The organism is Glycomyces terrestris, assembly GCF_003933745.1.
Classification (GTDB): Bacteria; Actinomycetota; Actinomycetes; order Mycobacteriales; family Micromonosporaceae; genus Glycomyces; species Glycomyces terrestris.
This window is the reverse complement of sequence record NZ_RSEB01000007.1, coordinates 68,142-91,026: the sequence shown is the minus strand read 5'-3', so window position 1 is coordinate 91,026 and position 22,885 is coordinate 68,142. Positions and strand designations below refer to the sequence as shown.

Sequence of the window (22,885 nt, the reverse complement as noted above, 5' to 3'; positions counted from 1 at the left end):
TTCCCTTTCTCCCATGGCTGACTGACTGCATCGATGACCTCAACCACCTCTGCGACCCCGCTGCCCGCGAACGCACCCGCGGCCGAGGCCCCCGGCGACCGCGTCGCGCAGGCGAGGACGCTCCCGCAGGCACTGCTCGACGAGGCCAGGTCGCAACCGGTCCAGGCGCTCTACGGCACCACCGTCCGCACCCGCTCCGCGCTCGCCGTCGACATCGCCCGCGAACTCGCCGCGCCCGGCACCGCGCACGCCGACCTCGTCGCGCTCGCCGAAGCCGAGGACGCCGACACTTCCGGGATCGACGCCGGGCGGCTCGCCGGGTACGCCGCGGCGCTCGCGCGGCGGCGGGAGTACCGGGACGCGTACGCGCTGTTCCGGCTCGCCGAGCGGCTGGACCCGAAGTCGGTGCTGCCGGAGTTCCAGATCAGGTACGGCGAGGCCGCGCTCGCGGCGACCGGGTCGGCCGCGGGCGTGCTCGAACGGTACAGGGACCTCCAGCCGCGGTGGCGGCACGCGTTCGAGGCCGACGAGGCGCATCCGGACCGGGGCGGGGACGCCGCCGCGTGGCTAGAGCGGTTCCGGGTCTTCACCGGGATGCCCGACCTCGACGTGGCCGAGGGCGACGGGCCGCGGTTCGACCGGCTCCAAGCCGGGCCCGCCGAGGCCGTCAGCGGGGCGCAGCGGCGGATCTCGGTCATCATGACGTGCTACCGGCCCGACGAGACCCTGTTCACCGCGATCCGGTCGGTCGTGGCGCAGAGCTGGCAGAACTGGGAGCTGCTGCTCGTCGACGACGCCTCCGGCCCCGAGTACGGGGAGATCCTGGCGCGGGCGGCCGCGCTCGACGAGCGCATCCGGCTGTTCCGGCTCCCGGAGAACTCCGGCACCTACCGGGCCCGCAACCGCGCGCTGCTGGAGTGCAAGGGCGTGTTCACGACCGGCCTCGACTCCGACGACTGGGCGCACCCGAGGTGGCTGGAGCGGCAGGTCGCGCCGATGGTCGCCGACCCGGCGCTGGTCATGACGTTCGCGAACTGCATCAGGGTCCGCGAGGACCTCACCGCCGTCCACACCGGACGGCCGGTGCAGGGGCCGCGGTCGACGTCGGTCATGTTCCGCACCGAGCCGGTGCGCGAGCGGATGGGCTACTTCGACGCGCTCCGCAAGGGCGCCGACACCGAGTTCCACTTCCGGTTCAAGGCCGTGTTCGGCAACCGGGCCGTGCGCAAGCTCCAGGGCGAGGTGTTCACGCTGGTGCGCCTCAGCGGCGACACCCTCACCTCCAGCGAGATCGACAACGGCTGGCAGCACCCGGCGCGCTCGGCGTACCAGTCCGCGCACCAGCACTGGCGCGAGGCGATCCGCCGCGGCCACGCGAGCGGGTTCATGGAGGCCGACGCGCCCCGCCGGGAGCTGTACGCGCCCAGCCTGAGCCGCGGGGTGCGCCTCGACGGCCGGACCTTCGACGAGCTGTACGTCGCCGACTGCCGCTACTGGGAGGACGGCCAGAAACGCGCCGTCGAGCGCGCCCGCGAGGCCGCCGCCGCCGGGAAGCGCGTCGGCATCGTCCACGTCGAGTCGCTGCTGCGCCTCCACGCCGACGTGCGGCACCTGCGCCCCGAGATCCTCGACTTCCTCAACGAGAGCCTGCACGGCGACAACCCGGTCGAGTTCGTCGCGCCCGTCGACCGGGTCGCGGCCGAGCGGCTCGTCGTCACCGACCCGTCCCTGTGGGAGGGCCGCGGCGACGAGTTCGCGTTCACGGACGTGGGGCGCACCGAGACGTGGGAGCGGACGATCCGCCCCGCCGCCGCGCAGGCGGTCGCCGCGATCCTGTCGGCCAAGCGGAGCGGCGAGGCCCGCGCTGAGGCGCGGCCCGAGGAGCACCGGGGCCCGCGCCGGGCCCTCGCCGCGGCCGGGGCCGCGGCGTTCGCGCTGCTGTGGGCCGCCGCGGTCGCGAGCTGGTTCGCCGCCGCGCCCGAGACGGCGGCGGCGGTGTCGTTCACGGCCGTGTCCGCGTCGGGCGCGCTCGCGGTCGCCGCGCTGTCCGCGCCCGGGTTCCCCCGCTTCAAGGCCCTGCTGCGGCGGCTGGCCCGCCGATGAACGGAGCACGCATGCGCACCGCGAGGAAGCTCGCGCTCGCCGGGACCGCCGTCGGGGCGGCCACCCTCGCCGGCGCGGGCCTCGCGCTGACCGCGCCCCCGGCGGTGTACCTGCCCGCGATGGCGGCCGTCCTGGCCGGCGAGGCCGCGCTCGTGGTCGCCCTGCTGCGCAAGCGGATGGGCGAGTCCGGGGTGGCGAGCCCGATGCAGCTGCTGTCGCGGCGGCGCCTGCGCGCGGCCCAGCGGGAGACGCGCGCGCTCGCGAACGTCCGCAAGTGGCGGGAGCGCCTGGACGCCGGGTTCACGACCGCCTCCACGCCCGCGCTCCGGTCGATCGCGTCCGACGGCGCGCACACGCGCACGGTGCGGCGCGCCGCCGCGGCGGCGCTCGCCCACTCGCGGACCGCGCCGCGGGGCGCCGAGGAGCGCTACGACGTCGTCATCGCCTCGAACTTCAACCTGCCGGGCGGCACGACCTCCTCGAACCTGAACGAGATCGCCATGCTCAAGGCCGCGGGCCTGCGCGTGGGCCTGGTCCACAACCCGCTGTTCGAGATGCACCCGGGGCGGCCGCTGAACGCGAAGGTCCTGGAGGCCGTGGACGGCGACCGGGTGCGGATCGTCGGCGACCGCGCGAAGGTCGCGTGCGACCTGCTGCTCATGCGGTTCCCGCCGTTCGCGTCGGTGCTGCGCGACGACCTGCCCGAGATCGTGGCCGAGCAGCGGATGCTGGTGGTCAACCAGGCGCCGATGACGTACTACGAGGGCGGCGTGGGCCGCAAGCGCGTGTGGGACGTCGACCGCGTGCACCGCAAGCTCACCGACTGGATCGGCGACCACCGCTGGGTGACCGTGGGGCCGCTCGTGCACCAGGCGCTGCTCGACCACCACGCGGACGAGCTCGAGGGCGTCGACCTGGCGGCCGACTACTGGTACCCGTCGATCGACCTGAAGGCCACCGCGGTCCGCGGCGACCACCCGGTCGGCGACGTGGTGCGGATCGGGCGGCACTCGCGCGACCACCTGTCGAAGTGGCCGGAGCTGGCGTCGCAGCTGCGCGCCTGCTACCCGGCGGGGCCGCGGTTCGAGATCCGCGCGCTCGGCGGTGTCGAGGTGCCGCGGCGCATCCTGGGGCGGCTGCCCGAGAACTGGACCGGGTACGCGTTCGACGAGGTCGCCGTGGGCGAGTTCCTGCGCGGCCTGGACGTGTACGTGTACTACACGTGCTCGTCGTGGCTGGAGGCGTTCGGGCGCGCGCCCGTCGAGGCGATGGCCGCGGGCCTGCCGGTGGTGCTGCCGCCGGTGTTCAAGCCGGCGTTCGGGTCCGGGGCGCTGTACGCCGAGCCGGCCGACGTGGCCGGGCTCGTCGCCGAGCTGACCGGGGACCACGACCGGTACCTGGAGCAGCGCGAGGCCGGGTTCGCGACGACGCGGCGCCTGTTCAGCCACGAGGCGCACGCCGAGCGATTCCGGGCGCTCGGCCTGGCGGTCTGAGGCCCCCGGGCCCGGCGGTCCGAGGCCGGTCCGAACGCTCGGCCCGACGCTCTAAGGCACTGCCGGGCCGGCCGCTGGGCCCTACGCGGCCGCGGTGAAGTCCTCGGGGAACGGGAACGTCGAGGTCACCTCGCCGCAGGCGGCGTCGACCTGGGCGTAGTGCGCGTCCCAGGAGCAGGTGACGTTGATGAGGTACTGGCCGGCGAACACGAAGTGGTCCTGCCACTTGACCTCGACGCCGTCGACGACGACCTCGCCGTAGCGGTAGATGCCGTCCTGCCGGTGCATGATCGTCGGGTAGTAGTTGTCCAGCGAGATGAGCTGGTTGAGCTTCCCGAAGTAGTCGGTGACGAGGTTCGCCTGCGCGTCGTACGTGGAGGTGTCGGCGCCTTCGCTGAGCAGGTACGAGGTGACCTGGATGCGGTCGAAGCCGCCTTCGGCGCCGGCGACCCAGAACGTGTACGTCACGTGCTGGTCGGTGAAGAGCACCTCGCGGTCGGCGCCGGTGGTGTCGGCGGTGAACCCGGCCGGGGGCGTGAGCGTCAGCTCGACGGGCGCGGTCGGCGCGGGCGGCGCCTCCGACTCGGTCGTCCCCGGGTCCTCGCCGTTCCCCGGGTCGTCCCCGGTGGTGCAGCCGGCGGCGAACAGCAGCACGAGTGCGGCGAGTGCGGTCAGCCTGCGCATGGGGCGTTCCTCTCAAGGGGGCTCGGGCTCCCGACGGGGAAGGGATCGATACACACTGTACCAAGCGCGGTCCAGGGCCGAGGCCCGCGAGCAGGGCCCCGACACGCCTGCGCCACAGCTCACAGCGCCGGGAGCTCGTCCCGCAGCAGCTGGGTGAGCGACCGCGCGTACGGGGTGCTCATGTGGTGGGAGTCGCGGTACACCAGGAGGTTCCCGGTGACGACGGGGCAGGCCCCGGCGTAGCAGAACCAGCCGACGGTCTCGACGACCGTCGCGCCGGCCTCCTGCTGCGCGGCCATGGCGGCCTCGCGGTTGCCGGAGTCGTCGATCGCCTCGGAGCGCTGCATGACGCATTCGGCGACCGAGTCCTGGTGCAGCGCCACGCATTCGGGGATCGGATCACCGGTGGGGCTGCGCGGCGTGTCGGTGAGCACGACGGTGTTCGCGGCCGCGGCGGTGACGCGCGCGAGCGTGTCGGTCCACGCCTGGGCCCACGCCTCGGGGCCGTCGTCCTCCCACTCCACGATCGGGGGCGCGTCCTCGCCGCTGAGGATCACCATGGCGGGCCGCACCTCCTCGATCTCGGCGAGGACGTTCTCGCGCCAGTCGGAGCAGGAGGTGTACTCGCCGCCGACGGTCTCGTTGGAGACGGTGGTGCTCGCGGGCGTGCACGCGCTCTTGGTGCGCGTCACCAGCCGCCAGCCCTGCTCGACCGCGATCGGTTCGAGCGCCGGGAACCACTGGGCCGCATGGGAGTCGCCGAAGAGCATCACGGTGGTCCCGCTGTCGGGGGCGCCGAACGCGCACCCGTCGAGGAGGCTCTCGGTCCACGCGTCGAGGTGGCAGCCGTCGCCGTAGATCTCCGGCTCGTCGGAGGCCACGCTCGTCAGGGACGGCTCGAGGTCGGCGGGGACGGTGGTGACCGCCAGGCCCTCCTGGAGCCGCAGCTCGATCTCGGACACGTCCTCGACCTCCTCGACCGCCTCGAGGTCGACCGGCTCCTCCTGCGGCGGGACCTTCCCGAAGCCGAGCGTCAGGGTGAGGACCATGGCGATGCCGAGCAGCGAGCAGGCGACGCCGGTGACCAGGCCCCACATGTTGCTCGTCCGGAGCGGGCGGGCGCGGCGCACCGGCTCCTCGATGTACAGGTACGACAGCTGCGCGACCGCGACCGTGGCGAGCAGCAGGACCGTGTGCAGGCCCACGGTCGGCTCGGCGTCGACCGCGAGCGGGATCAGGATGAGGATCGGCCAGTGCCACAGGTAGAGGCTGTAGGAGATCTTGCCGACGTACTGGAACGGGCCGGTCGCCAGGAGCGCGCTCGCGGGGTTCTTCGCGCCCGAGCCGGCGGCGATCACGGCCGCGGTGCCGAGGACCGGCAGGAGCGCGGTGTAGCCCGGGAACGGCGTCGACGCGTCGTACAGGACGCCCGCGGCGACGATCGCGGCGAGCCCGCCGAGGCCGAGGATCCACGCGGCCGCGGCCGGGATCCGCTTGAGCGTCGGGAGCATGAGCGCCAGGAGCGCGCCGGCGGCGAGCTCCCAGATGCGGGTGTGGGCCGCGTAGTACGCGGTCGGCTGCGACACCTCGGTGGTGAGCACCGACAGGACCAGGCTGAGCGCGAAGATCCCGGCGCACGAGGCGATCGCGGCGCTGAGGAGCTTGCGGGGGCTGCGCTTGGCGAGGGCGAGCAGCCCGATGAGCAGCAGCGGCCACACGACGTAGAACTGCTCCTCGACCGCCAGGGACCAGTACTGCTGGAACGGCGAGGGCATCTGGTCGGCGTTCAGGTACTCGGTCTCGGTGGCGACGAAGCGGTAGTTCACGGCGTACACGATGACGGTGAACGCGTCCTGCATGACCGCCTCGAGGCGCGTCACGGGGAACCACAGCCACGCGCCGAGCGCGGTCGCGATGGTGACGGCGCTCGCGGCGGGGAGGATGCGGCGGGCCCGGCGGGCGTAGAACCCGGCGAGCGAGATCCGCCCGGTGTCGAAGACCTCCTTGACGAGCAGGGAGGTGATGAGGAACCCGGAGACGACGAAGAACACGTCGACGCCCACGTACCCGCCCGCGGCGAACGAGAATCCGACGTGCGACAGGAGCACCAGGGCGACGGCGACGGCGCGCAGGCCCTGGATGTCGGGCCGGAAGCCGACGCCCTCCCAGCGCAGCGGGGCCGCGAGCGGGGCGGGCGCGGGGCGCGGGTGCGCGCCGGTGGTGCGCATCGGGCCGGGCGGGGCCTGCGGGCCGGGGGGCGGGGGCGCGGGGGCGCGGAACGGCGGCCGGACCGGGTAGGGGCTGGGGGCGGTGCGCTGCGTCGCGGCGGCGGGCGGGGCGGCCGCGCCGGGCGTGGAGGCGGGCAGGTGGAGCGTCTCCTCGTTGACGCCGCCCCCGGCAGCGGCTCTGGGCTGGGGCCGCGGGGGCTGCGGGGAGGTCATGGCGCGAAGTTCTCCGTCTGGGATGCCGGGGCGTGGTCGCCCCACATACTAGGCGCATCCGGCGCGGTCGGGGACTGGGCGGTGACCAATCCGACTATCCGGACACGCCTTCGGTTGCGGGCGTTCCCCACATCGTACCGACGGCGGTCCCGCCCCGCGGGGCCGCTCGCGCCCGGTCGGCCCCTTTCGCCACTTCCGTCCACATTGGCCGGAGCGGGGGCGGCCGGGAACGCGGGAACGGCCCCGACGCGGTCGTCGGGGCCGTCCTGTCGCCTAGAGCGCCTTGAGCACACGCGGTTCGAGGCGGTAGAAGATCCAGCGGCCGAAGAACAGCAGGAAGACCGAGACGCCGACGGCCACGGCGACCGAGTACATCGACGGGGCCAGGCCCGGGATGAACGCGGCGCGGTGCATCGAGAAGATGCCGACGAGCGGGTTCGAGGTGAACAGGTTGACCAGCCACGGGTGGTTCTGCATCGACTCGGCGCTGGTGACCTTGGTGATCGGGTAGATGATCGCCGAGGCGTAGAACAGCACGCGCATGACGAGCGGCAGGAAGCGCTGCACGTCGCGGAACAGGACGTTCGCGGCGGCGAGGATGAACACCATGCCGGTGGTGAGCATGGCCTGCACCAGGATCGCCGGGAACAGCCACAGCAGGTTGAGGCCGAACACGCCGCCGTCGAGGATGGCGACGGCGATGAGGATCGGGAACCCGACGACGTACTCGGCGAAGCGCGCGAAGACCTTCGAGACCGGGAAGACCTCTCGGGGGACCTTCATGACCGTGATGAGGCTCGCCTGGCCGCCGAGGGACTTCGCGCCCTCGTTCACCGCGGAGCTGAACCACTGGTAGGCGAAGATGCCCGAGACGATGAAGACGAGGTAGCCGGGGCGGTTGCCGTTCTCGTCGGCGGGGATCGAGCTGCCGCCGCCGAAGACGACGTCGAACACGAACCAGTAGATGACGGTGAGGCCGAGCGGCTCGATGAGCGACCACACGTAGCCCATGACCGTGGCCTGGTACTTGACCGCGAGGTCGCGGCGGACCAGGACGGACATGGCGTAGCGGTGGCGCAGGAGCGCGGTGAAGCCGGTGGTGAGCGGGAACTTCCGCTTGAGCGGTTTGACGACGGCGTTGCGGGACTCGTCGAGCGGCCCCTCCTCGCTGCGTGCGGAGTCGAGGAACGCCGGGAGCTCGGCGGTGTCGTCGAGGTTGCGGCGGATCGGGGAGGCCCCGGCCATCGGCATCTCGCGGCCCGGCTCGACGCGGGTCGCGTACGGCGCCTGCGGGACCTGGCCCGGGCTGCCCGCGGCGACGTGCGGCGGCGGGGGCGCGACCGCGGGCGGCGGCGGAGGCGTCTGCGGCTGGAAGTGCGCCGGCTGCGGCTGGCCCTGCGGCTGCGGGGCGGGCTGGCCGTACGGCTGCGGGGGCTGCTGGCCCTGCGGCGGCTGGCCGTGGGGCGCCTGCGGCGACTGGTGGGGGTGCTGGGGCGGCTGGCCCGGGTGGTACGGGGCCTGGGGGGCGCCGTAGGGGGCCTGCGGAGAGCCGTGCGCGGCCGGCGGCGGGCCCTGCGGGTGCGCGGGCGGGCCGTACGGGGCGGGGTGCTGCGGCGCGGGCGCGTGCGGCCCGGGCTGCTGCCCGTAGCCTTGCGGCGCAGGCGGTTGCACGCCCGGAGTGCCCGGGGCCTGGCCGGGGTGCGGCGGCGGTGTGATGCCGGGCGCGGCCGACGGCGGCGGGCTCGCGAACGCCGCCGAGCCGGAGCTCATGGCCCCCGGCGGGTAGCCCGCGGGGGCGGCCGAAGGCCCGGTGCCGAAGCCGCCCTGGGGGGCCGCCGCGTCGTTGGAGTCCGGGCTCCCGTCGCGGTTTCCGGCTGGGCCGGAGACGCCGTCGGGGTGCGGGCTAATCGAGCTCATGCATCATCTCCGTCAGGTGTCGCTCCAGCGCCACCGAGTCCAGTTCACGATGTTCGAGAATCGTATAACGGCCCGGGCGGGTCCTCGGCGCGTAGGCCACCGCTGTGGCGAGCTCCGCCGTGGTCAACCCGAGTTCACTCGCGGTGCGCGGCAGGCCGTGCCGTTTCAGGGCGGCCGAGAGCTCCGCGAACAGGGCGTCGTCGCCCCGCAGCCAGGTGCAGATGAGCGCCCCGATCGCGCCCTCGGCCCCGTGGGAGGCCAGGCCGGGGTGGAGCGCCTCGAGCGCGTGCGCGATCTCGTGGCACCCGCCCGAGCAGGGCCGGGACGATCCGGCCATGCTCGACGCGAGGCCGCCTTGGATGAGCGCGTCGGCCAGGGTGGCCAGGAACGCGTCGTCGGCGATCGTGCCCGGGTGGCGCAGGACCGCCTCGGCGCCGGTGCGCGCGATCGCGGCGGCGAGGCCGTCGACGGGCTCGCCGTTCACCTCGTTGGACAGCTGCCAGTCGGCGACCGCGGACAGGTTCGTCAGGGCGTCGCCGATGCCGGACTGGAGCTGGTTCGCGGGCGCGCGGCGGATGAAGTCGAGGTCGGCGAGGACGGCGAGCGGCGGGTGGACCCCGTAGGAGACGGAGACGCCGTCGCGCTCCAGCGAGGCCGTGGGGGACGCGAGGCCGTCGTGGGCGAGGCTCGTGGCGACCGAGACCATCGGCAGCCCCAGGTCGGAGGCCGCCCACTTGGCGGTGTCGAGGAGCTTGCCGCCGCCGATGCCGACGAGGGCGTCGACGTGGTCGTCGCGCAGGCGCCTGGTGAGCTCCTTGGCGCTGTCGAGGCTGCCGGCCTTGACGGTGTGCACGACGGCGTCGGGCAGGTGGTCGAGCTGGTCGGCGATGGTCTCGCCGAGGCCGGGTCCGAGGGCGACGGCGACGCGCCCGCCCGAGGAGATCCGGGAGTCCGCGAGCAGCTCCGGGAGCCGCGCGACGGCTCCGGAGGACACCTCAACCGTGATCGGCGCGAGGACGGTGCGGGCGAACGTGGGCACTACAGGGTCGCCGCGATCGCTTCGGCGAGGGCCCAGTCGGCGTGGTCGTCGACCTCGGTCCAGCGCACCGGCCCGGTGGAGACGGTGCCGATCCGCCCGGCCTCGGCCAGGAGCTGGTAGGCGTCCTCGTAGTACAGGGTCGAGTCGCGGGTGAAGGTCGCCTCGAGGGCCTTGGTGAGCTCCTCGGCGACCCCGGCCGGGATGAGGCTGACGCCGATGTACTCCCCGGCGGCGGACTCGACCGGCTGGACCTTGTGGATGAGCTCGACGCCGTGCTCGCCGATGCGGACCTTCATGGCCTCCTCGGTGAGCTCCTTGTGGTCGTCGAGGGCCAGCAGCAGGCGCGGGTCGGTCTCGGCGGCGGCCAGGAGGCGCCGCTCGATGCTCGCGGGGTGGACGGTGTCGCCGTTGACGAGGATCGCGCCGCCGGCGTAGTGCTCGCGGGCGGTCCACAGCGAGTACGCGTTGTTCCAGTGCGGCTTGTCGTTCTCGACGATCGTCACCTCGACGCCGTAGCGCGACTCGAGGGACGGCGCGTGCTCGACGATCCGCTCGGCGGCGTGCCCGACGGTGACGGCGATGTCCGTCACACCGACCTCGGCGAGGCCGCGGACGACGGTGTCGAGGATGGTCTCGGTCGCGGTGACCGGCAGCAGCGTCTTGGGGAGGCGGTCGGTGTCGGGGCGCAGGCGCTGCCCCTGTCCGGCGGCGAGGATGACGCCTCTCATGTCTGCCTTTCGGTCGGGGGGCGCGGTCCGCCGCGAACTGCGCGAACCGGTGTGCAACCCGGCTAGTTTACAAGCCGCGAAAGGGGGGAGGCCCCTGCCGAGTGTGCGCCTGCACACGTCGGCCGGGGCCTCCAACTGGGAAGGGGCGGCCACCGCACTGGGGCTCGGAGCCCGGCTCGCAAGCGACGCCGAGCAGTGACCGCACCCTCTACAACGAGTCTGCGGCGACCCGGTTACGCGCTAGGCCGCGACCTTCTTGGCGAGGTTCTCCGACAGGGTGTCGAGGAACTCGTCGGTGGTCTGCCACTCCTGCTCCCGGCCGACGAGGAGCGCCAGGTCCTTGGTCATCTTGCCGCCTTCGACGGTGTCGATGACGACCCGCTCGAGGGTCTCGGCGAAGCCGCTGACCTCGGGGGTGCCGTCGAGCTTCCCGCGGTGCGACAGGCCGCGGGTCCACGCGAAGATCGAGGCGATCGGGTTGGTCGAGGTCTTCTCGCCGCGCTGGTGGGCGCGGTAGTGGCGGGTCACGGTGCCGTGCGCGGCCTCGGCCTCGACGGTCTGGCCGTCGGGGGTCATGAGCACAGAAGTCATGAGGCCGAGCGAGCCGAAGCCCTGCGCGACGGTGTCGGACTGGACGTCGCCGTCGTAGTTCTTGCAGGCCCAGACGTAGCCGCCCTCCCACTTCATGGCCGCGGCGACCATGTCGTCGATGAGGCGGTGCTCGTAGGTGAGCCCCTTGGCGTCGAACTCGGCCTTGAACTCGTTGTCGAAGATCTCCTGGAACACGTCCTTGAACATGCCGTCGTAGGCCTTGAGGATGGTGTTCTTGGTCGACATGTAGACCGGGTAGTCGCGGGCCAGGCCGTAGCGGAACGAGGCGCGCGCGAAGTCCTCGATGGACTTCCGGTAGTTGTACATCGCCATGGCGACGCCGCCGCCCTCCGGGTACTCGGCGGCCTGGAACTCGATCGGCTCGGAGCCGTCGGCCGGCGTGAAGGTCACGGTGAGGGTGCCGGGGCGGTCGACCTTGAAGTCGGTGGCCTTGTACTGGTCGCCGTGGGCGTGGCGGCCGATGATGATCGGCTGGGTCCAGCCCGGCACGAGGCGGGGGACGTTGCTCATGATGATCGGCTCGCGGAAGACGACGCCGCCGAGGATGTTGCGGATGGTGCCGTTCGGGGAGCGCCACATCTTCTTGAGGCCGAACTCCTCGACGCGGGCCTCGTCGGGGGTGATCGTCGCGCACTTGACGCCGACGTGGTGCTCGGCGATCGCGTTGGCGGCGTCGACGGTGACCTGGTCGTCGGTGGCGTCGCGGTGCTCGATCGAGAGGTCGTAGTAGTGCAGGTCCACGTCCAGGTAGGGGTGGATCAGCTCGTCCTTGATCTTGCTCCAGATGATGCGGGTCATCTCGTCGCCGTCGAGTTCGACGACCGGGTTCGCGACCTTGATCTTCGCCATGGGTTTCGGCACCTCTCCTTGCGCTTCGCCGCGCGTGGTCGGGACGGGGAGCGGACTGCTCCTAACAGTACGAGCGTACTGGACTCGAACGCGGGGCCGCCGCCCGCCCGGGGAGTCCTTGGCCACAGCCCGCCCGGGCGCGGCCGCTCGGCGGACGGCACCATCGACCGAACGGCCCCATCGGCCCGGGATCGGCCGGGCGCGCCCCGAAGGAGCTGTCCGCAGCGTCGCGGACCGGCTACCGTCGGACGGCACCTCCCGGATGAGACCAGGGAAAACGTCTCCTGAAGTTCAACGTAACGATTCCGTCTCAAGGCTGGCGTGCGCCGGGTCACGACAGGTAAGTTCGTTAACTAGAAACAATCTTTCCAATTTGTTTCGCGATCCAGTACCCGGCGGCGCGGCAGCACGCCCCGCCTCCAGCCCCGACCACGCACGAAGGAGTGCCCCAGGTGACCGCACCTTCCGCACCGACCTCGGCGCAGCATGCGAGCGGGCGACCGGCACCGCCGCCGGACGCGGCGGTCGGTCCGCCGCCCCCCGCGGCGCGCTCGTCCGTCCTCCGCCGCGCGTGGACCTCCTACGCCTTCCGCCGCATCCGCCAGTCGGTGTTCGTCGTGTGGCTGGTCGCCACGATCACCTTCCTGCTCATGCACCTCATGCCCGGCGACCCGATCGAGATCATGGCCGGTCGCCTGAACTCCGCCGGCATGAGCCACGAGCAGGCGATGGCGACCGCGGCGAACATCATCAACTACGACCCGGACGCGAACGTCTGGGCGCAGTACCTCGACTTCCTCAAGGGCCTGGTCACCCTCGACTTCGGGAACTCGCTCACCAACCCCTCCAAGACCGTGTTCGAGCACGTCATGGAGTACCTGCCGTGGACGCTGTTCGCGGTCGGCGCGGGCGTGGTCCTCGCGATCGTCGTCGGCCTCTCGGTCGGCATGGCGATGGCCTACCGCCGCGGCTCCTGGTTCGACCACGCCATGACCTCCGTCGGGTCGTTCCTCACCGGCGTCCCGAACTACATCCTCATCGCCGCGGTCGTGGTCGTCGGCTACACGATGCTCGGCGTCCTCCCCTTCCTCGACATGCGCGGGCGGATCACCGCCGGCGTCGAGCCCGGGTTCGACTTCGTGTTCTTCGGCGACGCGCTGTTCCACGCGATCCTCCCGATCATCGCGTTCGCGTTCACCGCCACCGGCTCCTTCATGCTCAACATGAAGGCCGCCACCACCGAGGTCCTCACCGAGGACTACGTGACCGTGGCGCAGGCCCGCGGCCTCAAGCCCGGCCGCATCTCGCGCGGGTACGTCGGCCGCAACGCGCTCCTGCCGATCATCCCGCAGGTGGCGCTCCAGCTCGGCACCCTCGTCGGCGGCTCCATCGTCATCGAGCAGATCCTCCAGTACCCCGGCGTCGGCCAGATGCTCATGGAGGCCATCGGGAACCGCGACTACCCGGTCGTGCAGGCCGCCGTCATCATCCTCGCCACCTCCGTCGTCATCGCGAGCCTCGTGGTGGACCTCTTCCTGGTCCGCATCGACCCGCGCATCAAGTCCGAAGGGCAGGACGCCTGATGACCACCGTGGACGCCGCGATCGCCAAGCCCCGCAAGCACTTCAAGGAGTCCTTCCTCGGACGCCTGTGGACCGGGCTCACCCGCTCCCCCGCCGGGTTCGCCGGGACCGTCCTGGTCCTCGCCATCGTCCTGTTCTCCTTCGTCGGCCCGCTCGTCATCGACCAGCACAACCCGACCGACACGACGCAGATCTGGACCGAGCCCTCGGCCGAGCACTGGCTCGGCACCCAGTACGAGGGCAAGGACACCTTCAAGATCCTCGTCAACTCCGGCGCCGAGCCCATCTGGGTCGGCACGCTCGCGGCCCTCATGGCCGTGTTCGTCGCCGTCGCCCTCGGCTCGATCGCCGGCTACTTCCGCGGCCGCGTCGACTCGGTGCTGCTCCAGCTCACCGACGTCACCGTCACCATCCCGCAGTTCCTGCTCATGCTCGCGGTCGTCGCGTTCTTCGAGGACATCCCCGCCTGGGGCATCTCGATCGTGGTCGGCTCCACCATGTGGGCCTTCCTGTTCCGCTCCATCCGCGCGCAGGTCATGTCGCTCAAGGAGCGCGAGTTCGTCGAGGCCGCCCGCCTCCAGGACCTCGGCGCGGCCCGCATCGTCTTCCGGGAGATCCTGCCGAACATGGCCGGGTTCATCTTCGTGAACTTCGTGATCTCGGTGAACCAGGCCATCTACGCGATCGTCGGCCTCTACGTCCTCGGCCTCATGCCCTCGGGCACGCCGAACTGGGGCCTGATGATCCACCAGTCCTGGGGCCAGAACTTCTACCTCAACCCGGTCGCCCTGCCGTTCGTCGTCGCGCCGCTGTTCATGATCGTGCTCTTCACGATCGGGCTCGTCACGATGGGCCGCGGCCTCGACCAGGCCCTCAACCCGCGCCTCCGGGAAAGGTGAGACCATGACCGACCCGATCCTCAGCGTCCGCGACCTCGCGATCGCCTACCGCACCGGCCGCAAGGAGTCCGTGACCGCCGTCAGCGGCGTCGACCTCGACCTGTACGAGGGCCAGTCGCTCGCGCTCGTGGGCGAGTCCGGCTGCGGGAAGACCACGCTCGGCCTCGGCCTGCTGCGGCTCCTGCCCGGCCTCGGCGAGATCACCTCCGGCTCCCTCACCTACCGGCTCAAGGACGGCTCCACCGCCGACCTGCTGAAGATGAAGAAGGAGCAGCTGCGCCGGTTCCGCTGGAACGAGGCCGCCATGGTCTTCCAGGGCGCCATGAACGCCTTCAACCCGGTCATCCGCATCGGCGACCACTTCGCCGACACCCTCCGCGACCACGCCGGCGGCCGCAAGCGCTGGACGAGGGCCGCAGTGGAGGCCCGCGCCGGGGAGCTGCTGGAGACCGTGCGCCTCGACCCCGACCGCGTCCTCCAGGCGTACCCGCACGAGCTGTCCGGCGGCATGAAGCAGCGCGCCCTCATCGCGCTCGCGATCGCGCTCGACCCGCAGGTCCTCGTCCTCGACGAGCCGACCACCGCGCTCGACCTGCTCACGCAGCGCTCGATCGTGCAGCAGCTCCACGAGCTCCGCAAGAAGTTCGGGTTCACGATGGTGTTCATCACCCACGACCTCGGCCTCGCCGCCGAGCTCGCGGACCGGGTCGCCACCATGTACGCCGGCCGCATCATCGAGACCGGCTCGGCGCGCGACATCTTCTACGGCCCCAAGCACCCCTACACGGCCGGGCTCATCAACGCGGTCATGCCCGTCAAGGGCGACCGGCCCGCGCTGGAGTCGATCCCCGGCTACCCGCCCAGCCTCAAGTCGATGCCGGACGGCTGCGCGTTCAACCCGCGCTGCGCCTTCGCCACCGCCGAGTGCAAGCGCGACCGCGTGCCGCTGGAGCTGCTCACCGACCGCCCGCAGGCCATGCACCACTCGGTCGCGTGCCTCCACCACGACCAGGTCATCCTCCGCCGGAAGGAGAACGCCAATGTCTGAGGCTTCCCAGGGCGCCGCGCCCCTGCTGCGGCTCCGGGGCCTGGAGCAGGTCTTCGACACCAGGAAGGGCCCGGTCGCCGCCGTCGGCGGCGTCGACCTCGAAGTGCGGGCCGGCAAGGTCCTGTGCCTGGTCGGCGAGTCCGGCTGCGGCAAGACCACCACGGCCCGCGCCGCCGCCGGGATCACCCGGCCCACCGCCGGCGCCGTCGAGTTCCGCGGGAAGCCGCTGGCGGACATGGGCGCGGCGGAGCGGAGCGCCTACCGCCGGGCCGTGCAGTACATCCACCAGGACCCGTACGCGGCCCTGAACCCGACCCGCACCGTCGCCTCGACGCTCACCGCGGGCCTGAAGCGCCACGGCCTGGTCGGGAACCGCGCCGAGGCGCGCGCCAAGGCCGCCGAGCTGCTCCAGCTGGTCGACCTCACGCCGCCCGAGTCCTACCTCGACGCCTACCCGCACCAGCTCTCCGGCGGCCAGCGCCAGCGCGTCAACGTGGCCCGCTCGCTCGCCATGAACCCCGAGCTGCTCATCTGCGACGAGTCGACCTCCATGCTCGACGTGTCGATCCGGGTGAGCCTGCTCAACACCCTCGGGCGGCTGCGCGACGACCTCGACGTCGGCTTCCTGTTCATCACCCACGACCTCGCGGTCGCGAAGTACTTCGCGTGGGACGGCGAGATCGCGGTCATGTACCTGGGGAAGGTCGTCGAGCACGGCCCCACCCCGGAGGTCATCGGGAACCCCCAGCACCCGTACACGAAGGCGCTCATCGGCGCCGTGTGCGAACCGGACCCCGACCTCGCGAAGGCCAACCAGGCCGCCGAGCGGCTGCGCTCGGCCGAGATCCCGTCCCTGACCGACCTGCCCGCCGGCTGCGCGTTCCACCCCCGCTGCCCCGCCTTCGAACCGGGGCTGTGCGACAGCGCGGCCCCGGCCCTGGAGGGCGCGGGCGGCGCCGCCCGCGGCCGCCGCGTCGCCTGCCACGTGGTGGCGCGCGACCGGCGGCGCGACGCGGCGGAGGCGCCCGACCGGACGCTCACCCTCGACGCCGTCCCCGGTTCGCGGCGTCCCGCCTCGGCGGGGGCGGCCGAAGATCCACACAAGACACCTGGAGCGGCATGGTCGGCCTGATCGCCCGCGCGGGGCTGGCGTTCGGGGTCCTCCTGACCCTGGCCGCGGTGCTCCTCCTGCTCCTCCTGCCCAGCGGAACCGCAGAGTCCTCCATCAGCGCGCTGACCGTCGGACTCGGATTGTTCCTCATCCTCATAACCTCTATCGCCCTCTACATCGAAAGGAAACGGCGATGACCTCTCAGCGATTCGAGATCAGCCGACGCAACCTCATGCAGGCGGTCGGCCTCGGCGCCGGCGCCGTTGCGACCACCTCCGTCCTCGGGGCCTGCCAGGCCGACAGCGGCGGGGGCGAAGGCGCCAGCGGCAAGTTCGTGTACGTGTACCCGTTCGACGTGTCCGTCGAGCACTACAACGCGGCGCTGAACACCGGTGTGCTGCTGACCGCCGCTCCCGTGGCCGAGCTGTTCATCCCGCGCTGCGCGATCCTGAACTGGGAGACGCACGAGTGGGTGCCGCAGCTGGCCGAGTCGGTGGCCCTCGACGGCACCACGCTGACGATCAAGCTGCGCTCGGGGATCAAGTGGACCGACGGCACCGACGTCACCTCGAAGGACGTGGCCGGCACGATCTACCTCCAGAAGCTGAACGCCGCGCAGGGCACCATCGGCTGGGACCAGCTCGCGTCGGTGACCGCCGACGACGACACCACCGTCACGGTGACCTACACCGAGTCGTTCACCGGCGTCGAGCACGGCGCGCTCAAGGCGCAGGTGCTCCCCTACTCGCGCTACGGCGCGTGGATGGACGAGGCCCAGGGCCTGGTCGAGGCCGGCGAGGTCCAGGGCGGGCCGGGCCAGGTCGCGCTGTCGGAGAAGATCGCGGCCGAGGACTTCCTCGACGAGGACTTCATCACCTGCGGCGCCTACAAGTTCGAGCAGATCGGCGAGACCGTCATCACCATGTCGGTCCACGAGGACGGCCTGTTCGCCGACCAGGTGAAGTTCGAGACGATCGAGGTCCAGAAGGGCGACAACGCCGCCTCGGTGCAGTTCCTGCTCTCGTCCGCGGTGGACTACTCGACCCAGGTGCTCGGCGCGACCGACCGCCAGACGATCGCGGGCGTCGAGGGCCTCAAGGAGCTGTCGACCCCCGGCTACGACGGCGTCGGCCTGATGCTCAACCAGGGCCGGTTCCCCGAGTTCGCGGACCCGAACGTGCGCAAGGCGTTCATGTACGTCTTCGACACCGAGGTCATCGGCGAGATCGCGAAGGGCAACGGCGGCTACTACATCCCGTCGACCTACACGGGTCTGCCGGACCCGCACGCCGAGGGCCTGTTCGACGACGTGGAGCTGGAGTTCTACGCGACCGACCACGCCAAGGCCGAGGAGCTCCTCACCGGCGCCGGCTGGGCCAAGGAGTCGGACGGCTGGCACAAGCCGGACGGGTCGCTCGCGGAGTACACCATCATCGGCGTCGAGGGCTGGACCGACTTCTCGCTCACTGGCGAGCAGGCGGCCTCGCAGCTGTCGGAGTTCGGCCTGAAGGTGGCCTACGAGAACGTCCCGGCGGACAACCCGTGGGGCATCTGGGGCGCCGGCGAGTTCGACATCGCGGTGCGCCAGTGGGCGAACCCGTTCGTGCCGTACGTGTACGGCTCCTGGCAGATGACCTGGTTCACGGACAACTCGCAGACCGCGGACGCGCCGGGCATGGGCCTGCCGACCGCGGAGGTCGAGACGGCCTCGCTCGGCACGGTCAACGTGGACGAGCTGTACCTGGCGTCGCAGAAGGGCACCGAGGAGGAGCAGGCCGAGGCGAACAAGACGCTCGGCATCGTCTTCAACGAGACCTTGCCGCGCCTGCCGCTGTTCCTCAACCAGCGCGTCTCGTACGCGATCGAGGGCGAGCGGGTGAAGGAGATCGCGCCGGGCGACTACGAGCTCAACGACATCTACTTCGACAACCCGATCATGGTCCGCATCCTCGAGGGCGGCATCGAGCCCGCGTAGGGGACCAGGATCCGCTCCCGGAGACGCTGCTCGCTCCGGGAGCCGGACTCGGCGGCGGGCCCTCCGGGGCCCGCCGCGGCCGCGCAGCACCGAGGCGGGTCACGCGCGGCGAACGAGGGAAGCGAAGGGCCCCGGCCGCCAGGCCGGGGCCCTTCCGTCTGCCCGAGAGGCGTCGCGTGTCGCTACCGCTCACCGGGAAGTGCATGTAGTGTTATTTCTACATGCCGAGACATCCCGACAAGCACATCCGCGCGGCGATCGAGTACATGGAGGCGAGAGGCTGGAAGATCAGGGGGTCCAGCGGGCACGCTTGGGGCCGGGCCTACTGCCCCGGCGGCGAGTCCGGTTGCCGGCCGCCGCGATCGATCTGGTCCACGCCGCGATCGCCCGAGGACTTCGCCAGGTTGCTTCGGCGGGCCGCGGACGACTGTTCGCACGGTCCGGAAGCGGACATCGAGAAGGGAGCATGAAACGGTGACGGTGTACGAATTCGAACTGCGCTTCTCCGCCCCGCCCGGTGACCACGTCGTCGACGCGCTGTACGAGGCCGGCTGGGACGACGCCCTGATCGCCTTCGACCCCGACACGGGAGGCGAGGGCTGGGGGACCTTCCGCCGCGAGGCCCCCTCGGCGATCCAGGCGGTCGTGTCGGCCATCAGGCAGGGCCGGCGGGCCGAGGTGGACCTGCTCGGCGTCACCGAGGACTACGTGTCCCTCGCCGAGATCGCCGAGCGCACCGGCAGGACGCTCGCCGCCGTCGACCACTGGGCGACCGGCCGGCGCGGGGCCGGCGGGTTCCCCGAACCACGGGTGCCGCGGCCCAGGGTGAGCCTGTACTCGTGGGCGGAGGTCACCATCTGGCTGGTGGAGCACGGCCTCGCGGCGATGTCCCCCGCCGACGTGGAGATCGCCCGGATCTGCGAGGTCGCCGACGCGACGCTCCGCGCGCGCCGGCTCCAGAACCACCTGGCCGAGGCCGAGCGGGAGGAGCTCAACCTCGCCGTCGCCTAGCGGTCGAGGACTGCGAACGGGGCCCGGTGCGTTCGCACCGGGCCCCGTTCGGTCCGTCAGTTGCCGTTCCCGCCGTCGTCGCACGGCGGCGTGTCGAGCGGGTTCTGGCAGGTCTCGTCTTCGCTGGTGGTCTCGTCGCCGCCTCCGCCGCCGTCGTCGGCCGCGGGGACGATGGTGATCTCGGTGCCGGGGGCGACGGCGGTGCCGCTGGTGAGCTGCCCGTCGGGGCCGGAGACGCTCTCGATGGTCGGGAGGGTCGCGTCGCCGTCGATGGTGGCGGCCAGGCCGGCGCTGTTGAGCGAGTCCATCAGCGCCTGCGGCGTGGTGTCGGCCTCCCAGGAGACCACGACGCCCTGGGCGGTGATGGTGACCGTGGCGCCCTCCTCCTCGGTGGAGCCGTTGCTCGGGTTCTGCTCGTAGACGACGCCGGCGGTCGAGCCGCCGGTGCCGTACTCGACCACGACCTCGAAGCCGGCCTCGTCGAGCGTCGACACGGCCACGTCGACGAGCATGCCGCGCACGTCCGGGACCGTGGACTCGCCGCCCGCGGAGACGGTGAGCGTCACCTTGGTGCCCGGCGGGACCATGTCGCCGCCGGCCGGGTCCTGCTCCAGGACCGTGCCGGGCTCCTCGGTGCTGGCGATCTCCCGCTTCTCCACGACGAGGTTGTCCTCTTCGAGGGTCGCCTGCGCCTCCTCGAACTGGTCGCCGACCACGTCGGTGACCTCGACGTCGTCGGGGGCGACGAGCACGGTGATCCGGACCGTCGTGTTCTCCTCGACCTCCTCGTCGGCCTCGGGGGTCTGCGCGACGACGTTGCCGAGCTCGGGGTCGTCGGCGACCTCGGCCTTCTGCGGGACCACCTCGACCTCGAGGCCCTGGTCCTGGAGCGTCTCCGTCGCCTCCGCCTGGGTCTGGCCTATCACCCCCGGGACGGTCACCATGGCCGCCTCGTTCATGGCCTGCATGATGCCCCACGCGGCCGCGGTGACCGCGACGAGCGCGAGGACCACGCCGAGGGCGATGAGCCAGGGGCGGCGCCTGCTGGAGGACGTGGGGAGCTGGCGGATCGGCGTGGTCGCGTCCGGGTCGCCGATGATCGCGGTCCGGTCGCCGGCGGCCATGACCGCGGGGGCCATGACCTCCTGGCCGCGAGCGGCGCGGATGAGGTCCTCGCGCATCTCGGCCGCCGAGTGGTACCGGTTCTCGGGGTTCTTCGCGAGGGCCTTCATGACGACGGCGTCGACCGAGGCGGGCACGTTCGGGTTGAGCTCCGACGGCGGCCGGGCCTCCTCGCGCACGTGCTGGTAGGCGACGGACACCGGGTTGTCGCCGGTGAACGGCGGGTGCCCGACGAGGAGCTCGTAGAGGACGCAGCCGACGGCGTACACGTCGGAGCGGGCGTCGACGGTCTCGCCGCGCGCCTGCTCGGGCGAGAGGTACTGGGCGGTGCCGATGACGGCGCTGGTCTGGGTCATGGTGGCCTGACCGGAGGCGAGGGCCCGGGCGATGCCGAAGTCCATGACCTTGACCTGGCTGGTGTCCGAGAGCATCACGTTGCCGGGCTTGACGTCCCGGTGGATGATGTGGTGCTTGTGGCTGAAGTCGAGCGCCGAGCACATGTCGGCGACGACCTCGCAGGCCGCGGTGTACTCGAAGCGGCCCTCCGCGATCAGGACCTCCTTGAGCGTGCGGCCGTTGACGAACTCCATCACCATGTACGGGATGCCGGCCTCTTCGCCGGTGTCGAAGACGGCGACGATGTTGGGGTGGTTGAGGGACGCCGAGTTCTGGGCCTCGCGCCGGAAGCGGATGAGGAACGACTCGTCGCGGGACAGGTCGGCCCGGAGGAGTTTCACCGCCACGTCTCGGCCGAGTCGCAGGTCCCGGCCACGGTGGACTTCAGCCATCCCCCCGTAGCCGATGACCTCGCCGATCTCGTATCTGCCGCCGAGCAGGCGGGGCTCTGTCGTCATCGCGTTTTACGTCCTCGTGTTCCGTTCATCGCGGATTGATTCTAGTGGCAGCGCCGGGCCCGAAAGCCCGCTATCGGTCGTTGCAGTCGGCCCCGGGGAGGCAGTCGCCGACGCCCCCGCCCCCGGTGGGCCCGTCGTCGGTCTGGGTGTCGTCGGGGGTGGTCTCCTCGTCGGGGCTCTGCCCGCCGTCGTCCCCGGTGGTCTCGGAGGTCTCGGTGTCGCCGGTCGGGTCCTCGCCGCCGTTCGGGTCGTCGCCGCCGTTCATCGACAGCAGCAGCCACACCATACCGCCCACCAGGACCAGGGCCGCCAGGCCCACGAGGGCGCCGAGCAGCGCCTTGTTCGGGCCGGGCTTCGGCGCGCCGGGCGGCGGCGCGGCGCCGAGGTCGACCCCGGGCGGCGACGGGGTGCCGGGCGGCGGGTACTGGACGGCGGGGTCGGCGACGCCGGCGACCGGGCCGCCCATGGCGACGACGCCGGCGCGGCGCGGCAGCGCCCCGACCGGCGGCATGACGGACGTGGCGGGGGGCGCGTCGACGGCGGTGAGCGCGGCGGCGGCCATCTCGGCGCCGGTCGCGAACCGCAGGTGCGGGTCCTTGGTCATGGCGCGCGCGACGAACGAGCGCACCCCGGGCGGGATGTCCTCCGGGAGCGGCGGCGCGGGGGTGCGCACGTGGTGCAGCGCCAGCTCGATCGGGTTCTCGGCCTGGAAGGGCCGGTGCCCGGTGAGGCCGTGGAAGGCCACGACGCCGAGCGAGTACATGTCGGAGGCCGGGAGGACGCCGGTGCCCTCGGCCTGCTCGGGCGCGATGTAGGAGGCGGTGCCCATGACGGCGCCGGTCTGGGTGAGGTCGCCGGAGGCGCCGGAGCGGGCGATGCCGAAGTCGGTGAGGACGGCGCGGCCGTTCCCGTCCCGCACCAGGATGTTCCCGGGCTTGATGTCGCGGTGGATGACGCCGTGCACGTGGGCGTGGTGCAGGGCCTCGGCGGTGGCCGCGATGATGGGCATGAGTTCGCGGGCGTCGATGCGGCCGCGCTCGGCGATGAGGTCGGCGAGGGACTTGCCCTCGACGTACTCCATCACGAGGTAGGCCGTGCTCTCGCCGCTGGGCAGGTCGGCGTTGCCGAAGTCGTGGACGTTGACGATGTGGGGGTGGGTGAGCGCCGCGACGGTCTTCGCCTCGGCGGTGAAGCGCTGGGTGAAGCCCGGCTCGCTCAGCAGGGAGGGCAGCATGGCCTTGACGGCCACGGTGCGCTCGAGCACGGTGTCCTCGGCCCGCCAGACCTCGCCCATGCCACCCACGGCAATGCGTTCGCGCAGGCGATAGCGCTGCCCGAGGAGCATTTCGGGGCTCAACACGGCGTCTCCTCATTTCTTCGGCGGATCGGCTCCGGGGGATCGACGCTTCAGTCTAC

The 22,885-nt window shown here is 72.0% G+C and carries 17 protein-coding genes; 9 read left to right on the top strand and 8 right to left on the bottom strand.

The genetic code is table 11. The features are described 5' to 3' along the window. Nucleotides 1-33 precede the first annotated feature (33 nt). A complete protein-coding gene (locus EIW28_RS21700; protein WP_125249812.1) occupies nt 34-2,103 on the top strand; it encodes a glycosyltransferase family 2 protein in 2,070 nt (689 codons plus the stop codon). Nucleotides 2,104-2,114: 11 nt separating this feature from the next. Further along, the gene (locus EIW28_RS21695) at nt 2,115-3,596 is read left to right on the top strand and encodes a glycosyltransferase family protein (RefSeq protein WP_125249811.1); all 1,482 of its coding nucleotides are present in this window, start codon (nt 2,115-2,117) and stop codon (nt 3,594-3,596) included. A gap of 81 nt (nt 3,597-3,677) precedes the next feature. Here EIW28_RS21695 and EIW28_RS21690 read toward each other — a convergent pair whose 3' ends face one another. The 6 genes from EIW28_RS21690 to EIW28_RS21665 form a co-directional block, all read right to left on the bottom strand. Continuing rightward, a complete protein-coding gene (locus tag EIW28_RS21690) occupies nt 3,678-4,280 on the bottom strand; it encodes a hypothetical protein (RefSeq protein WP_125249810.1) in 603 nt (200 codons plus the stop codon). Between the two features lie 119 nt (nt 4,281-4,399). After that, entirely contained in the window at nt 4,400-6,721 is a 2,322-nt protein-coding gene (locus EIW28_RS21685) for an acyltransferase family protein (RefSeq protein WP_125249809.1), read from the bottom strand. Between the two features lie 273 nt (nt 6,722-6,994). Then, nucleotides 6,995-8,638, bottom strand: a complete 1,644-nt coding sequence (locus EIW28_RS25250; RefSeq protein ID WP_232014121.1) for an ABC transporter permease — start codon at nt 8,636-8,638, stop codon at nt 6,995-6,997. Continuing rightward, nucleotides 8,625-9,677: an iron-containing alcohol dehydrogenase family protein gene (locus EIW28_RS21675; protein ID WP_125249808.1), complete on the bottom strand. Its 1,053-nt coding sequence runs from the start codon at nt 9,675-9,677 to the stop codon at nt 8,625-8,627. Before EIW28_RS21675 ends, EIW28_RS25250 begins: the two co-directional genes overlap by 14 nt. Then, complete coding sequence (locus tag EIW28_RS21670; protein ID WP_125249807.1) at nt 9,677-10,405, bottom strand: phosphocholine cytidylyltransferase family protein; 729 nt, start codon at nt 10,403-10,405, stop codon at nt 9,677-9,679. Before EIW28_RS21670 ends, EIW28_RS21675 begins: the two co-directional genes overlap by 1 nt. A gap of 240 nt (nt 10,406-10,645) precedes the next feature. Then, nucleotides 10,646-11,866, bottom strand: a complete 1,221-nt coding sequence (locus tag EIW28_RS21665; protein WP_125249806.1) for an NADP-dependent isocitrate dehydrogenase — start codon at nt 11,864-11,866, stop codon at nt 10,646-10,648. A gap of 452 nt (nt 11,867-12,318) precedes the next feature. On the opposite strand from EIW28_RS21665, the gene EIW28_RS21660 reads away from it, so the two are divergent. From EIW28_RS21660 to EIW28_RS21625, 7 genes are all read left to right on the top strand, one after another. Continuing rightward, the gene (locus EIW28_RS21660) at nt 12,319-13,449 is read left to right on the top strand and encodes an ABC transporter permease (RefSeq protein ID WP_125249805.1); all 1,131 of its coding nucleotides are present in this window, start codon (nt 12,319-12,321) and stop codon (nt 13,447-13,449) included. Next, nucleotides 13,449-14,348 carry an ABC transporter permease gene (locus EIW28_RS21655; RefSeq protein WP_125249804.1) on the top strand — a complete coding sequence of 300 codons (900 nt, stop codon included), beginning with the start codon at nt 13,449-13,451 and terminating at the stop codon, nt 14,346-14,348. The genes EIW28_RS21660 and EIW28_RS21655 overlap by 1 nt, the downstream gene beginning before the upstream one ends. A gap of 4 nt (nt 14,349-14,352) precedes the next feature. Further along, nucleotides 14,353-15,396, top strand: a complete 1,044-nt coding sequence (locus EIW28_RS21650) for an ABC transporter ATP-binding protein (protein ID WP_125249803.1) — start codon at nt 14,353-14,355, stop codon at nt 15,394-15,396. Further along, nucleotides 15,389-16,528, top strand: coding sequence for an ABC transporter ATP-binding protein (locus EIW28_RS21645; RefSeq protein ID WP_125249802.1), 1,140 nt, complete (start codon nt 15,389-15,391; stop codon nt 16,526-16,528). Before EIW28_RS21650 ends, EIW28_RS21645 begins: the two co-directional genes overlap by 8 nt. Further along, nucleotides 16,516-16,704 carry a hypothetical protein gene (locus tag EIW28_RS21640; RefSeq protein ID WP_125249801.1) on the top strand — a complete coding sequence of 63 codons (189 nt, stop codon included), beginning with the start codon at nt 16,516-16,518 and terminating at the stop codon, nt 16,702-16,704. The genes EIW28_RS21645 and EIW28_RS21640 overlap by 13 nt, the downstream gene beginning before the upstream one ends. After that, nucleotides 16,701-18,482, top strand: a complete 1,782-nt coding sequence (locus EIW28_RS21635) for an ABC transporter substrate-binding protein (protein WP_125249800.1) — start codon at nt 16,701-16,703, stop codon at nt 18,480-18,482. Before EIW28_RS21640 ends, EIW28_RS21635 begins: the two co-directional genes overlap by 4 nt. Nucleotides 18,483-18,956: 474 nt before the next feature. Then, nucleotides 18,957-19,493, top strand: coding sequence for a hypothetical protein (locus EIW28_RS21625; RefSeq protein ID WP_125249798.1), 537 nt, complete (start codon nt 18,957-18,959; stop codon nt 19,491-19,493). Between the two features lie 56 nt (nt 19,494-19,549). On the opposite strand, the gene pknB is transcribed toward EIW28_RS21625, so the two are convergent. Beyond that, a complete protein-coding gene (pknB, locus tag EIW28_RS21620) occupies nt 19,550-21,469 on the bottom strand; it encodes a Stk1 family PASTA domain-containing Ser/Thr kinase (RefSeq protein WP_125249797.1) in 1,920 nt (639 codons plus the stop codon). A 70-nt stretch (nt 21,470-21,539) separates the two neighbouring features. Beyond that, nucleotides 21,540-22,829, bottom strand: a complete 1,290-nt coding sequence (locus EIW28_RS21615) for a serine/threonine-protein kinase (protein ID WP_125249796.1) — start codon at nt 22,827-22,829, stop codon at nt 21,540-21,542. Between the last annotated feature and the right edge of the window lie 56 nt (nt 22,830-22,885).